Source organism: Streptomyces sp. NPDC028308 (assembly GCF_055565855.1).
In genome coordinates this window covers 159,477-172,655 of sequence record NZ_JBVHTO010000007.1, presented here as the reverse complement: position 1 = coordinate 172,655, position 13,179 = coordinate 159,477, and the positions used below count along the sequence as shown (strand labels likewise).

Sequence of the window (13,179 nt, the reverse complement as noted above, 5' to 3'; positions counted from 1 at the left end):
CATGGCAACGCTTGAAATCCGAGACCTGCACGTCACCGTCGAGGCCGACAACGCCACGAAGGAGATCCTCAAGGGCGTCGACCTCACCGTGAAGCAGGGCGAGACGCACGCCATCATGGGCCCCAACGGCTCCGGCAAGTCCACGCTCGCCTACTCGCTCGCGGGTCACCCGAAGTACACGATCACCGGCGGCACCGTCACCCTCGACGGCGAGGACGTCCTGGAGATGTCCGTCGACGAGCGCGCCCGCGCCGGCCTGTTCCTGGCGATGCAGTACCCGGTCGAGGTCCCCGGCGTCTCGGTCTCCAACTTCCTGCGCACCTCCGCCACCGCGATCCGCGGCGAGGCCCCCAAGCTGCGCACCTGGGTGAAGGAGGTCAAGGAGGCCATGGAGCGCCTCAACATGGACCCCGCCTTCGCCGAGCGCAACGTCAACGAGGGCTTCTCCGGCGGCGAGAAGAAGCGCCACGAGATCCTCCAGCTCGAACTGCTCCGGCCGAAGGTCGCGATCCTCGACGAGACGGACTCCGGTCTGGACGTCGACGCGCTCCGCATCGTCTCCGAGGGCGTCAACCGCGTCCGCGAGACCGGCGAGGTCGGCACCCTGCTGATCACGCACTACACGCGCATCCTGCGCTACATCAAGCCCGACTTCGTCCACGTCTTCTCGGCCGGCCGCATCGTCGAGTCCGGCGGCGCCGAGCTCGCCGACAAGCTGGAGAACGAGGGCTACGAGGCTTACACGAAGGGTGGCGTATCCGCGTGACGCAGCTGCCGGGCCTCCTCGACACCGAGGCGATCCGCAAGGACTTCCCCATCCTGGACCGGCAGGTCCACGACGGTAAGAAGCTCGTGTACCTGGACAACGCGGCGACCTCGCAGAAGCCGCGCCAGGTGCTCGACGCCCTCAGTGGTTACTACGAGCGCTACAACGCCAACGTCCACCGCGGTGTGCATGTGCTCGCCGAGGAGGCCACGGCGCTGTACGAGGGCGCGCGCGACAAGGTCGCCGCCTTCATCAACGCGCCGAGCCGCGACGAGGTGATCTTCACCAAGAACGCCTCCGAGTCGCTCAACCTCGTGGCCAACATGCTGGGCTGGGCCGACGAGCCCTACCGCGTGGACCACGAGACCGAGATCGTCATCACGGAGATGGAGCACCACTCCAACATCGTCCCGTGGCAGCTGCTGTCGCAGCGCACGGGCGCGAAGCTGAAGTGGTTCGGGCTCACCGACGACGGCCGCCTCGACCTGTCCGACATCGAGGAGGTCATCACCGAGAAGACGAAGATCGTCTCCTTCGTGCTGGTCTCCAACATCCTGGGCACGGTCAACCCGGTCGAGGCGATAGTGCGCCGCGCCCAGGAGGTCGGCGCGCTGGTCCTCATCGACGCCTCGCAGGCCGCCCCGCACATGCCGCTGGACGTGCAGGCGCTGCAGGCCGACTTCGTCGCCTTCACCGGACACAAGATGTGCGGCCCGACCGGCATCGGCGTCCTGTGGGGCCGCCAGGAGCTGCTGGAGGACCTGCCCCCGTTCCTCGGCGGCGGCGAGATGATCGAGACGGTGTCGATGCACTCGTCGACGTACGCTCCCGCTCCGCACAAGTTCGAGGCGGGCACGCCCCCGATCGCCCAGGCGGTCGGTCTCGGCGCGGCCATCGACTACCTGAGCTCGATCGGCATGGACAAGATCCTCGCCCACGAGCACGCGCTCACCGAGTACGCGGTACGGCGGCTCGCGGAGGTCCCCGACCTCAGGATCATCGGCCCGACGACGGCCGAGGACCGCGGTGCCGCGATCTCGTTCACGCTGGGTGACATCCACCCCCACGACGTGGGCCAGGTCCTGGACGAGCAGGGCATCGCCGTCCGGGTCGGACACCACTGCGCGCGCCCGGTCTGCCTGCGGTACGGAATTCCTGCGACCACGCGAGCGTCGTTCTATCTGTACTCCACGCCTTCCGAGATCGACGCCCTGGTCGACGGCCTGGAGCACGTACGGAACTTCTTCGGCTGAGGAGCTGGCTGAGTCGTGAAGCTTGATTCGATGTACCAGGAAGTCATCCTGGACCACTACAAGCACCCGCACGGGCGCGGTCTCCGGGATGGCGACGCCGAGGTGCACCACGTCAACCCCACGTGCGGCGACGAGATCACGCTGCGCGTGAAGTACGACGGCGAGCAGATCGCGGACATCTCGTACGAGGGCCAGGGCTGCTCGATCAGCCAGGCCTCGGCCTCCGTGCTGAACGAGCTTCTCGTCGGCAAGGGGCTGTCCGAGGCGCAGAAGGTCCAGGAGACCTTCCTGGAGCTGATGCAGTCCAAGGGCCGGATCGAGCCGGACGACGCGATGGAGGAGGTGCTGGAGGACGCGGTCGCGTTCGCCGGCGTCTCCAAGTACCCGGCCCGGGTCAAATGCGCCCTCCTGAGCTGGATGGCATGGAAGGACGCGACGGCCCAGGCACTGGGCGAGAGCGCCGAGAGGAAGACGGCATGAGCGAGAACGAGACCCTGACGACGAAGCCGGCCTCGGAAGAGGAAGTCCGTGAGGCGCTGTACGACGTCGTCGACCCCGAGCTGGGCATCGACGTCGTCAACCTCGGCCTGATCTACGGCATCCACATCGACGACGCGAACATCGCGACGATCGACATGACGCTGACGTCCGCGGCCTGTCCGCTGACCGACGTCATCGAGGACCAGGCGAAGTCCGCCACGGACGGCATCGTCAACGAACTGCGCATCAACTGGGTCTGGATGCCCCCGTGGGGCCCCGACAAGATCACGGACGACGGGCGCGAGCAGCTCCGCGCGCTCGGGTTCAACGTCTGATCCACACCCCGTGAACGAGGCCCCCGGCATCCCGCCGGGGGCCTCGTCCGTGTGCGCGTCGCGCATTTCCCGTCCGGGCCGATTCCCGATCCCAGGTCCCGCCCGCGGTCGCCGACGGCTCCGAGGGTGTCCGTCGTTGTGTACGCGCGTACACAAACGACGGGTACCCTCGCCCGCATGGGATACGTGCTGCTCGCCGGGGCCATCGCCGCCGAGGTGGCCGCCACGACCGCCATGAAGTACAGCGAGGGCTTCAGCAGACTCTGGCCGTCGCTGGTGACGCTCCTCGGCTACGTCGTCGCGTTCGCGCTGCTGGCGCAGACCCTCAAGACGGTGTCGGTCGGCACCGCGTACGCCATCTGGGCGGGTGCCGGGACCGCCGTCATCGCCGCCATCGGGATGCTCTTCCTGGGCGAGGGCCTCACCGCGGCCAAGCTCACCGGCATCGCGCTGATCATCGCCGGGGTCGTCGTGCTGAACCTGGGCGGGGCCCACTGATGGCCCGCCGCCACGACCCGGAGCGGCGCGGGCGGATCGTCGAGGCGGCGATCCGCGTCGTCGGCGCCAAGGGCATCGCGGGGCTGACCCACCGCTCCGTCGCCGCCGAGGCCGACGTGCCGCTCGGCTCCACCACCTACCACTTCGCCACCCTCGACGAACTGCTGGTCGCCGCGCTGCGCCAGGCCAACGAGGGCTTCGCGAAGGTGCTGGTCTCGCGCGGCGCCCTGGAGGACACCCGGGCCGACCTGGCCGCCGAACTCGCCGGACTTCTGGGGGAGTGGCTGGCCGGGGACCGCACGGGCGTCGAGCTGGAGTACGAGCTGTACCTCGCCGCGCTGCGCCGCCCCGCGCTTCGGCCGGTCGCCGCCGAGTGGTGCGAGGACCTCACCGAACGGCTCGCCCGCCGCACGGACCCGCTCACGGCACGGGCCCTCGTCGCCCTCGTCGACGGGATCTGCCTCCAGGTGCTGCTGACCGGGGCGTCGTACGACGAGGAGTACGCGCGGGAGGTGCTGGCTCGGGTTGTTCGGTGAGGGGTGGGTGGGGTCGGTGGGTGGTGGGCCGGGGCGGGGCGTGAGCACGGGCGCGGGCCGACGGGGTGGGCTGCGGCGGGCGGCCCGGGTGATCCGTCGGTGGCGCAGAGGGGGACCGGTGTTTCCTGGGCGCCCCGGCCGGCGGGGGAGTGGTCGCCGGTGGTCCGGCCGGCCCGGTCTCTGAGACGCCCCGCGCACGGGTTCGCCTCCGCGGCCCTCGGCCGGTTAGGTTGCCCTCATGACCGACACGACTGCTACTCGCACCACCGGCGCCGTCGCCGCCGGGCTCGCCACCCTCACCGCCGACGGCACCGTCCTCGACACCTGGTTCCCCGCCCCCGAACTGTCCGCCGAGCCCGGCCCGGCCGGCACCGAGCGGCTGTCCGCCGAGCGTGCCGTGGAGCTGCTCGGCGAGGGCGCCGCCAAGGCCATCGGGCCCGACGCCCGCCGTGGCGTCGAGGTGGTCGCGGTCCGTACGGTCATCGCCTCGCTCGAAGAGAAGCCGACCGACGCCCACGACGTCTACCTGCGCCTGCACCTGCTCTCGCACCGGCTGGTGCAGCCGCACGGCCAGAGCCTGGACGGCATCTTCGGCCACCTCGCCAACGTCGCCTGGACCTCGCTCGGCCCGGTCGCCGTGGACGACGTGGAGAAGGCCCGCCTGAACGCCCGTGCCGAGGGCCTGCACCTCCAGGTGACGTCCATCGACAAGTTCCCGCGCATGACCGACTACGTCGCCCCGAAGGGCGTCCGCATCGCCGACGCGGACCGCGTCCGGCTCGGCGCGCACCTCGCCGAGGGCACGACCGTCATGCACGAGGGCTTCGTGAACTTCAACGCGGGCACGCTCGGCACGTCGATGGTCGAGGGCCGCATCTCGGCCGGCGTCGTCGTCGGCGACGGTTCGGACATCGGCGGCGGCGCCTCCACGATGGGCACCCTCTCCGGCGGCGGCAACGTCCGTATCACCATCGGCGAGCGCTGCCTGGTCGGCGCGGAGGCAGGCGTGGGGATCGCGCTGGGCGACGAGTGCGTGGTGGAGGCCGGTCTGTACGTCACCGCCGGCACCCGCGTCACGATGCCCGACGGCCAGATCGTCAAGGCCCGCGAGCTCTCAGGCGCCTCGAACATCCTCTTCCGCCGCAACTCGGTCACGGGCACGGTCGAGGCCCGCCCGAACAACGCGGTCTGGGGCGGCCTGAACGACGTGCTCCACAGCCACAACTGACCACAGGCGGCCGTGACTTGCGGCCACCTCATCGGTCAACGCCCCGACCTGCCGCCGAGTTGCCGGTAGCTGTCGACGTTGACCACCATTGAGCGCCCTTCCATGGCCCGAGGACGGCCGGGGAGGGCGTTCGCCTTCCCCGGCACCGTGCCGGGAGGACGTCCGCTGCTGTCGGCACGGGAGCGGTGCGTGCGGTGAACCCTGTTCAGGTGGTGTGCGCTCCCTCTGTGCGCTGGTTGCGACCTTGTGTGACTCGCCCGGGCGCAGCACGGTTCAGGTGGACGCTGCTCGGTGCTTGCTGCAGGACCGTCACGGAGGGGTGGTACGTCGTGGGTTCAGCCAGCGAATGGGCACGTGAGACCTTCGGGGACATCGCCGGTGAGCTGGCCGACATCATCCCGGCTTGCCTCCTCCGGGCTCATGACCGTGCCCGGACCGGGCACGAGGGCGTCCACACGCAGACGCTCGAAGCCTACGGACACGGCCTCTACGCGGTGCAGTACGAGGAACTGGCCGCCGGTATCTCCGGGCTCGGGGAAGCCGTGCGCCTGCAAGGGCGCACGCTCATGCTCGTCCGCGGCCACCTGATCTACCCCCTCCGCTACGCGAAGAAGGACGTACCCGTCACGGCCGCACGTCTCCGTCGAGCCACGGGCTTCCGAGCAGACCTGATCCGACGCCACGGCCCACCTCCCAGGCAGCAGGCATTCGACCTGGACTGGGGAGAACTCGATGACTCCGAGGTGCATCCAGACCTGGAGCTGCTTCCGGAAGACGTACGGCTCGTCCTTGTCGCCTACGCCTGCTCGATGGAGAAGGGCGTCATGCGCATCGAGTGGGGTTCCGCGGAGCTGCGCCGCGAGGACCGGTACCTGATCTGGCACCGTCACGAGCCGTTGCCGACCAGAGATTGACGCCGACAGCGGGCCGCACCCACACCGTGCGTGATACCGAGCGCCCTTCCGTCGTCCGTGCGGGAGGGCGCTCGGTCGTCAGCCGGGGGCGGCCGCGGCGAACCGTGCGAGCGTCTCGAAGTCGCCCTCGCGCAGGCCGGTGCGCGGGTTCACGTGGTGCAGGAGGGCGGGGCCCGGATGGCGGGCGGCCACGTACGCGGTGTCCGCCGGGCTCTGTTCGTCGTCCACCCATGCGAACGGGCGCCGTCCCGCGTACGTGAGGATCGCCTCCGTCTTCCAGTGGACGCCGTCCGGCCGCTCCGTCAGCAGCGTGTCCCCGAAGTCGACGTACGGCAGCTCGGGCAGGCCGACGACGGGAGCGATCCACCGATTGGCGGCGTCCATCCACGTGGTGGCCCAGCACAGGTCGAAGCCGAGACCGAGCAGCGCCCGCCCGTGGCCGGGGTGGAGCCACACCCGTAGGGGGCGGCCGGGCCGCAGGGCCACCAGGATCGTGGTGTAACCCTCGGGCGGACGCCGCGGCCCCGCCGCGTACGGGTTGAGGGGGCCGTCCACATCGAGGAACAGCAGGGGTCTGCTCACCCCGCCAACGTACGGCAGCGGGCGGCCGGCGCACCGGAAGGTTCTTTCTCGCGGGCGCAGGCATAGCGGGGGCCCGTCCGGAGCGTCACATGGGGCAGAGGGGACGGGCACATGCCCGGCCGGGGAAAGAGAAGGTGACGATGGATGCCGAAGGGCAGGAACGATTCCGGGAGTTCGTGGCGAACCGGTCGTCCGCGCTGCTGAAGACGGCCGTGCTGCTCAGCGGTGGGGACCGGCACGCGGCCGAGGACCTGCTGCAGAACGCCCTGATCAAGGCGGCCGGCCGCTGGCACCGCATCGACGAACCCGAGGCGTACGTACGGCAGATCCTCTACCGGCAGCAGATCAGCCGCTGGAGGCTGAAGTGGCCGCGCCGTGAACTGAGCGTCGCCGAGCCGCCGGAGGGGACGGCGGACGCGGACACCTCCGCCGCGGCCGACCTGCGCCTGCTGATGCGCGGGGCGCTCGCCCGGCTCACCGCCCGGCAGCGCACCGTGCTGGTGCTGCGCTACTTCGAGGACCTGCCGGAGGCCGACGTGGCCCGGCTCCTGGGCTGCTCCGTCGGAACCGTGCGGTCCACGACGCACCGCTCCCTCGCCCGGCTGCGCGCCCTCGCCCCCGAACTCGCCCCCCTGGCGCCGGCCGACGGCGAAGAGCGGCCGTCCCGTGACTTCTCGCCGATGGAGGCGCGCCCGTGAACGTCGAAGAACTGGTACGCGAGTCGCTCCGCGAGCAGGCCCTCGAACAGCCGCCGCTCGGGCCGGAGTTCGCCGATCGGGTGCTGGCCGTGCGGCGCCGCCGCCGCACGCGGGCTTTCGCGTCCGCCGCCGCGGCCACCGCCGCCGTGGTCGCCGTCGCCGTGGCGGTGCCGCTGCTCGGCTCCGGCAAGGACGAGGTGCGCCTCGCGAGCGAGATGAACCGCAGCGACATCATCGCCCACCCAGGCCAGACCCCGCCCAGGGACCTGATCGCGGCGGGCGACACCGCGCTGGCCGCCTACTACACCCTGCACCGGGTCGAGCGGAGCGCGAAGACGGCCGTCAACACCCGTACGTACTCCCTGCTGGACCAGAAGACCGGCAAGTACGTGAAGACGGCCAAGTGGTCCTTCGTCAGCGTCGCGCCGGGGATGCGCACCGCCGCCGTCCTGGAGAAGAAGCTGCCCGCGAAGCGGATCGGCGTGCTGGACCTGCTCACCGGCAAGGTCGAGCGCTGGATCCCGGCCGCCCGCGGCGTCGGGTCCGTCGAGTTCTCGCCCGACGGCGGCAAGCTGGTCGCGACGACGTACTCCGAGAACCCCGACCTGGTCTACAAGGCGGACTACGACAGCGACGGCGACGGCAAGAAGAACGACTGGATGCCGTCCTACGACCAGTCGCACCGCACCGGCTTCTACGTCGTCGACGTGGGCTCCGGCACGAGCTCCTGGGGCGGGGTGGAGAAGGAGACGTCGGAATCCGGGGGCGTCAACCCCCGCCAGGACTTCTCCTTCAGCGCCGACGCCGGACTGGTCTACTCGGGGCTCACCTCCGAGCCCTCCGAGCAGTACTACGACCTCAAGGGCAACAAGGTCCCCGAGCCCGCGAAGGAGAAGTACCTCCACTGGTACGTCCAGGCGCGGCTCTCGCCCGACGGCAAGCTCGCGGCCGGGGATTTCGCGGGCGGGGCGAAGACCACGGCCTCCGAGATCCTCGACCCCTACACCGGCAAGAGGGTGGCCAAGGTGCACGGCCAGCAGCTGCTGGCCTGGGTCGACAACAAGCGGCTCATCGCCTGGGACATCGAGCCCGGGACCAACGAGTTCCACAACCGGCTGATGCTCGTCACCATCGGCAGCGACAAGGTCGTCCCGCTCAGTGGTTTCCGCAAGGGCGACGAGAGCGGGGGCGGGCGCTGGACACCGGTCTTCGCCCGGCGCTGACGCGTCGGGCGACGCGGGGCGGGCGTCGGGAGCCGAGGGGCCGGGCCGGCCGGGGACCGGCCCGGCCCGTCAGGACGGTGGGGGCGGACGGGGGTCGGCCCCACCCGTCAGGACACCTCGGCGACCAGCCGCTCGTACGCGGCCAGCAGCCCGTCGGACGCCTCGCGGCCGGCGGGCCGCAGCGGCGCGCGGACCGGTCCGGAGGGCAGATCGAGCCGGGCGAGGAGCGCCTTCGCGGTGACCGCTCCGGGCAGCCCCGCGGACATCATCAGCTCGGTCAGCCCGATGGTCAGCCGCTGCCTGCGCGCCGCCTCCGCCGTGTCACCGGCGTCGAACGCGTCGAGCACGGAACGGAACTGACGGGGCGCCACATTCGCGACCGTGGACACGTATCCCGCGCCACCGATCGCGTACAGGGCGAGGACCTGTTCGTCGCAGCCCGCGTAGAACGCCAACTCCGTGTGCGCCAGCACCTTCTGGGTGCCGAGGAGGTCGTACGCGCAGTCCTTGACCGCCACGATCCGGGGGTGCTCCGCCAGCCGGATCATCGTCGCCGGTTCGATCCGGGTCCCGGTGCGGCCGGGGATGTCGTAGAGCACGATCGGCAGTCCGCAGGCGTCGGCGACGTCCCGGAAGTGGGCCTCGACGGCGTCCTGGGGCGGCCTGCTGTAGTAGGGCGCGGTGACCAACAGCCCGTCCGCGCCCGCCTGTTCGGCCGCCAGGGCCAGTTCCACGGTGTGCCGCGTATCGGCGGTGCCCACCCCCGCGACGACCGGCACGTGCGGGCCGACCGCCGAGCGCACCGCGCGCACGAGCGCGGACTTCTCCGCGTCCGAGGTCGTCGGCGACTCACCCGTGGTGCCGGAGAGCACCAGGCCGTCGCACCCCTCGGCGATCAACCGGACGGCGAGCCGCCGTGCTCCGTCGAGGTCCAGCGCGCCGCTCTCGTCGAACGGGGTGACCATCGCGCAGAGCGCGCGGCCGAAGGGGGCGCCGGGTGCCACCCGCGCGGCGCCCGCGGCGGTGCCAGGAGCGGTGGCCTGCGTACTCATGCGGTGTCCTGTGTGCTCATACCGACAGTCTCGGCACCCGGACAGTGAAGCTCCACTTAATTCTGCTACGAGATATTGGGCGCGTTCACTACACAGTCGCGGCAGTGAGGGCGGGAGGCACTGGTGCCAAGCGGGCCCCTCATGGGTCACCATGACGGGGTCGGAGTCGACGGCAGGTCACGGGAGGCACGATGAGGCTGGGCAAGGCACTCGCCACCGGAGTCGCGGAGGAGACCGGCACCACCGAGCAGGAGGCCGACCTCCGGGTCGCCGAGGCCATGGAGGAGATCGACGCTCCGTCGCCCGAAGAGGTCCCGGTCGCCCGATGAGGCTGCGGCTCCCCGAGGAACGCCCGACGGAGCCGCCGACCGGATACAAGATCGCCCACCCGGTGCTGTCCCAGGACGGCACCCGGGCCGAGTTCACCGGCGTCTCGCTCGGCGGCGCGCTGCCGTACGGAGTGCTGGACGAGGCGCGCTGCGTCTACGGACGGCGCCACCGCGCACCCCACCGCCGCTGCGACTGCGGCTTCCACTGCGTGCACGACCGCGCCGCGGCCCGGGCCCTGCTGTGCACCGCCGAGCACCGGGCGGCGGTCCTGCTGGAGGTTTCGGTCCTCGGCGCCTACATCCGATTCGAACACGGATTTCGGTACGCCCGCCAGCGGGTCCGGACCGCCACCGTCGGCCCCTGTGCCTGCGGAGCCACGGCCGTGGCCCTCGCCGACGCGGCCTGGGGGCGCCCGGGGTGGCTCGCGCTCACGGCGGCGTGCGCGGGATGCGTACGCGGCCGTACGTCGCTGTCACTCGCCGGATTCGCCCGCCTCGCCGGTGAGGGGCTGAGGGTACGGGCGGCCGACGGGATGGCTCTCCCGCCCGCCGAACAGGGCCTGCGCGAGCTGGTCGCGGAGGCCGCGTTCCTCCAGGCGCGGCTCGACGTGTTCCAGAGCCAGTTGGCGCGTCTGGACGAACGGGGACCGCAGGGGTAGCCCCCGCCGGTCCGGGTACCCGGCCCTCCTCAAGCGAGAGGAGGCGGGACACCGTGACCGGGATCATGAACAGCAGGCCCGTGCGGGACGAACACGGGAATCAGTCGGTGGGCGAGCTCGTCGGGCAGGCCACCGAGCAGCTCTCCCAGCTCGTACGCCAGGAGATGACCCTGGCCAAGGAGGAACTGGCCGAGAAGGGCCGGCGCGCGGGCAAGGGCGGCGGGATGATCGGCGCGGCCGGCGCCGTCGGCTACGTCGGGCTGATGGCCCTGGCCGGGACCGGCGTGGCCGCCCTCTCCCTGGTGTTGCCGGTGTGGGCCGCGGCGCTCATCGTGACGGCGGTGCTCTTCGTGATCGCCGGAGTACTGGCGGCCATGGGCCGGGCACAGCTGCGCCAGGCCACTCCGCCCACACCCGAACGGGCGCTTGACAGCGTCAAGGCCGATGTCGACGAGATCAAGGAAAGGGCGCATCGATGACGAACGACAAGACGGGCGCGGACGCCGCGAAGGCGGCCGGAGCACAGGTCCCCGGTGTGCAGCCGGGCACTGACACCGCCGGGGCCACCGCGGGCGCCAAGCCCGGTTCGGACGCCCCGGAGTCGGTGGGCGCCAAGGGCCCCGAGGAGCTGCGGCGGCAGATCGAGGAGACCAGGAGCCGGCTCGGCGACACGGTCGAGGAACTCGCCGCGAAGGCAGACGTGAAGGCCCGCGCCCGGGCCCGCGCCGCCGACCTCAAGGACAAGGCCGGCGCCATGACCGTCCAGATGAAGGGCACCGCCGGCCAGGCGGGCCAGGTCGTGCAGACCAAGGCCGCCCAGGCCGGACACGTCGTGCAGGGCAAGGCCGCCCAGTGCGGTCACGTCGTGCAGGAGAACATGCCGGAGCCGGTGCGCAACGCGGCGTCCACCGTCGTCCAGGCCGGACGTCGGCACCCCGGCCCCGTCCTGATCGGCGCGGGCGTGATCCTCGCGGTCTCCCTGATGCTGCGGCGCCACAACGGACACCACTGACACCGGCGGCACCGGCGGGCCCCCTGCCGGCGCCGACCCGGACGCCACCAAGCGCGCGACACCGCGCCAGTGCCCCTGAGAACCACGGCACTGGCGCTTCGTCGTGAGTGGGGGCGGGAGGTGGAGGCGTAGCAGCCGAACCGGGCGCGGAAGGCGGGGACTTGGGAGCAACGCCGGGCGTCGCGCCGGTGGTGGGGCGTTGAAGCGGCGCCGGGCATCGCGACGGCGGCGGGTGCGGGGGCGGCGGGCATCGCGATGGTGGCTGGGACGAGGGTGTCGCCCGGTGGCGGGGACTTGGGAGCCGCGTCGGACATCGTGACGGTGGGGGTGGGGGTACGGGAGCGGCTCCGGGCATCGCGACCGTGGTGCGGGTGCGGGTGCGGGTGCGGGTGCGGGTGCGGGAGCGGCGCGTCGGGCATCGCGACGCCGGCAGGGGTGCGGACGTAGGCGCGGCGGCCGCGACGACGAGCGGCGACGGGCGGGACCGACCAGGTCCCGCCACCGTCGCCGCGTACGGTGGCGCCGCCGGACGGCACCCGCGTCCGGTGCGGCGCCGCCTCAGCCCGTCCTGCCGCCCTGCGCCGCCCGCGCCCGGGCCTCGCGGAGGGCCCGCAGCCGCGGCGGCCACTTGCGGGTGTCCCGCGGCTCCACGTAGGGCTCCTCGGTGGCCGGCTGACCTCCGGTGATCGCGCGCTGGCGGGCGAGTTCCGCGTCGAACTCCAGGCCCAGCAGGATCGCCAGGTTCGTCAGCCAGAGCCACACGAGGAAGATGATGGCGCCCGCGAGCGCGCCGTACGTCTTGTTGTAGGAACCGAAGTTGGCCGCGTAGAGGGCGAACCCGGCGGAGGCGGCCAGCCAGACGAGCGTGGCGAGGACGCTGCCGGGGCTCACCCAACGGAAGCCGCGGTCACGGACGTTGGGGGCCGCCCAGTACAGCAGGGCGATCATCAGGATCACCAGCACCAGCAGTACGGGCCACTTGGCGATCGACCAGGCGGTGATCGCCGCGTCGCCGAGCCCGACCGCGGTGCCCGCCCGCTCGGCCAGCGGACCGGTGAACACGACGATCATGGCGCTCACCGCGAGCATCACCATCAGGGCGATGGTCAGGATCAGCCGCAGCGGGGTGACCTTCCAGACGGGGCGCCCCTCCGGCAGGTCGTACACCGCGTTCGAGGTGCGGATGAAGGCGGCGACGTAACCTGACGCGGACCACAGGGCGAAGAGCAGGCCGACGATCGCGAGCACGCTCCCCGTGCCGCCGCTGTCGCCCAGCTGCACGACCGCGTCGTGCAGGATGTCGCGGGCCGGCCCGGGGGCCAGGTCGCCGACGTTGTCGAGGAGTTTGTCCGTGGTGCGCTGTCCGGCCACGCCCAGCAGGGACACCAGCACCAGCAGCGCGGGGAACATCGACAGCACGCCGTAGTAGGTCAACGCGGCCGCCCGGTCGGAGAGTTCGTCGTCCATGAACTCCTTCGCCGTGCGTCGCACCACCGCCCACCAGGAGTGCGCGGGCAACTCGGAGGGGCTGTCCTTTTCGGTCAGCCCCTCTCTCTCCGGATCCGGTCGCTTCTCGTCCATGACCTGACGTGTCTCCCGAAACGGCGCCGTGAA

17 protein-coding genes are annotated in these 13,179 nt (G+C 71.6%); 14 read left to right on the top strand and 3 right to left on the bottom strand.

The genetic code is table 11. From position 1 onward, the window contains the following. Window position 1 precedes the first annotated feature (1 nt). The 8 genes from sufC (at window position 2) to ACZ4VA_RS17550 (ending at window position 6,010) form a co-directional block, all read left to right on the top strand. Window positions 2-766 carry a Fe-S cluster assembly ATPase SufC gene (sufC, locus tag ACZ4VA_RS17585; protein WP_355790812.1) on the top strand — a complete coding sequence of 255 codons (765 nt, stop codon included), beginning with the start codon at window positions 2-4 and terminating at the stop codon, window positions 764-766. Next, entirely contained in the window at window positions 763-2,019 is a 1,257-nt protein-coding gene (locus ACZ4VA_RS17580) for a cysteine desulfurase (RefSeq protein ID WP_355790815.1), read from the top strand. The genes sufC and ACZ4VA_RS17580 overlap by 4 nt, the downstream gene beginning before the upstream one ends. Before the next feature lie 15 nt (window positions 2,020-2,034). Next, complete coding sequence (gene sufU, locus ACZ4VA_RS17575; protein WP_355790818.1) at window positions 2,035-2,499, top strand: Fe-S cluster assembly sulfur transfer protein SufU; 465 nt, start codon at window positions 2,035-2,037, stop codon at window positions 2,497-2,499. Beyond that, window positions 2,496-2,834 carry a metal-sulfur cluster assembly factor gene (locus tag ACZ4VA_RS17570; protein ID WP_355790821.1) on the top strand — a complete coding sequence of 113 codons (339 nt, stop codon included), beginning with the start codon at window positions 2,496-2,498 and terminating at the stop codon, window positions 2,832-2,834. The genes sufU and ACZ4VA_RS17570 overlap by 4 nt, the downstream gene beginning before the upstream one ends. A gap of 177 nt (window positions 2,835-3,011) precedes the next feature. Beyond that, window positions 3,012-3,332, top strand: coding sequence for a DMT family transporter (locus ACZ4VA_RS17565; RefSeq protein ID WP_356175633.1), 321 nt, complete (start codon window positions 3,012-3,014; stop codon window positions 3,330-3,332). Beyond that, the gene (locus tag ACZ4VA_RS17560; RefSeq protein ID WP_356239082.1) at window positions 3,332-3,868 is read left to right on the top strand and encodes a TetR/AcrR family transcriptional regulator; all 537 of its coding nucleotides are present in this window, start codon (window positions 3,332-3,334) and stop codon (window positions 3,866-3,868) included. Before ACZ4VA_RS17565 ends, ACZ4VA_RS17560 begins: the two co-directional genes overlap by 1 nt. Before the next feature lie 238 nt (window positions 3,869-4,106). Further along, entirely contained in the window at window positions 4,107-5,096 is a 990-nt protein-coding gene (dapD, locus tag ACZ4VA_RS17555) for a 2,3,4,5-tetrahydropyridine-2,6-dicarboxylate N-succinyltransferase (protein ID WP_356175628.1), read from the top strand. A 329-nt stretch (window positions 5,097-5,425) separates the two neighbouring features. Continuing rightward, window positions 5,426-6,010, top strand: coding sequence for a hypothetical protein (locus tag ACZ4VA_RS17550; RefSeq protein WP_355786761.1), 585 nt, complete (start codon window positions 5,426-5,428; stop codon window positions 6,008-6,010). A gap of 78 nt (window positions 6,011-6,088) precedes the next feature. Here the strand turns inward: ACZ4VA_RS17550 and ACZ4VA_RS17545 are convergent, their stop codons facing one another. Then, the gene (locus tag ACZ4VA_RS17545; protein ID WP_468081933.1) at window positions 6,089-6,592 is read right to left on the bottom strand and encodes a hypothetical protein; all 504 of its coding nucleotides are present in this window, start codon (window positions 6,590-6,592) and stop codon (window positions 6,089-6,091) included. Between the two features lie 140 nt (window positions 6,593-6,732). On the opposite strand from ACZ4VA_RS17545, the gene ACZ4VA_RS17540 reads away from it, so the two are divergent. Continuing rightward, a complete protein-coding gene (locus ACZ4VA_RS17540) occupies window positions 6,733-7,290 on the top strand; it encodes a SigE family RNA polymerase sigma factor (protein WP_355786756.1) in 558 nt (185 codons plus the stop codon). Beyond that, window positions 7,287-8,513 carry a WD40 repeat domain-containing protein gene (locus tag ACZ4VA_RS17535; protein ID WP_356175622.1) on the top strand — a complete coding sequence of 409 codons (1,227 nt, stop codon included), beginning with the start codon at window positions 7,287-7,289 and terminating at the stop codon, window positions 8,511-8,513. Before ACZ4VA_RS17540 ends, ACZ4VA_RS17535 begins: the two co-directional genes overlap by 4 nt. Window positions 8,514-8,620: 107 nt before the next feature. On the opposite strand, the gene dapA is transcribed toward ACZ4VA_RS17535, so the two are convergent. After that, window positions 8,621-9,565 carry a 4-hydroxy-tetrahydrodipicolinate synthase gene (gene dapA, locus ACZ4VA_RS17530; protein ID WP_468081931.1) on the bottom strand — a complete coding sequence of 315 codons (945 nt, stop codon included), beginning with the start codon at window positions 9,563-9,565 and terminating at the stop codon, window positions 8,621-8,623. Window positions 9,566-9,756: 191 nt separating this feature from the next. Here dapA and ACZ4VA_RS17525 point away from each other — a divergent pair, with 191 nt between their 5' ends. From ACZ4VA_RS17525 to ACZ4VA_RS17510, 4 genes are all read left to right on the top strand, one after another. Further along, a complete protein-coding gene (locus tag ACZ4VA_RS17525; protein WP_355786749.1) occupies window positions 9,757-9,894 on the top strand; it encodes a hypothetical protein in 138 nt (45 codons plus the stop codon). Further along, entirely contained in the window at window positions 9,891-10,553 is a 663-nt protein-coding gene (locus ACZ4VA_RS17520) for a hypothetical protein (RefSeq protein ID WP_356175619.1), read from the top strand. Before ACZ4VA_RS17525 ends, ACZ4VA_RS17520 begins: the two co-directional genes overlap by 4 nt. A 65-nt stretch (window positions 10,554-10,618) precedes the next feature. Then, window positions 10,619-11,032, top strand: a complete 414-nt coding sequence (locus tag ACZ4VA_RS17515; protein ID WP_388905466.1) for a phage holin family protein — start codon at window positions 10,619-10,621, stop codon at window positions 11,030-11,032. Then, window positions 11,029-11,565 carry a DUF3618 domain-containing protein gene (locus ACZ4VA_RS17510; protein ID WP_388905385.1) on the top strand — a complete coding sequence of 179 codons (537 nt, stop codon included), beginning with the start codon at window positions 11,029-11,031 and terminating at the stop codon, window positions 11,563-11,565. Before ACZ4VA_RS17515 ends, ACZ4VA_RS17510 begins: the two co-directional genes overlap by 4 nt. 558 nt (window positions 11,566-12,123) lie before the next feature. Here the strand turns inward: ACZ4VA_RS17510 and ACZ4VA_RS17505 are convergent. After that, entirely contained in the window at window positions 12,124-13,146 is a 1,023-nt protein-coding gene (locus ACZ4VA_RS17505; RefSeq protein WP_356175617.1) for a YihY/virulence factor BrkB family protein, read from the bottom strand. Window positions 13,147-13,179 lie beyond the last annotated feature (33 nt).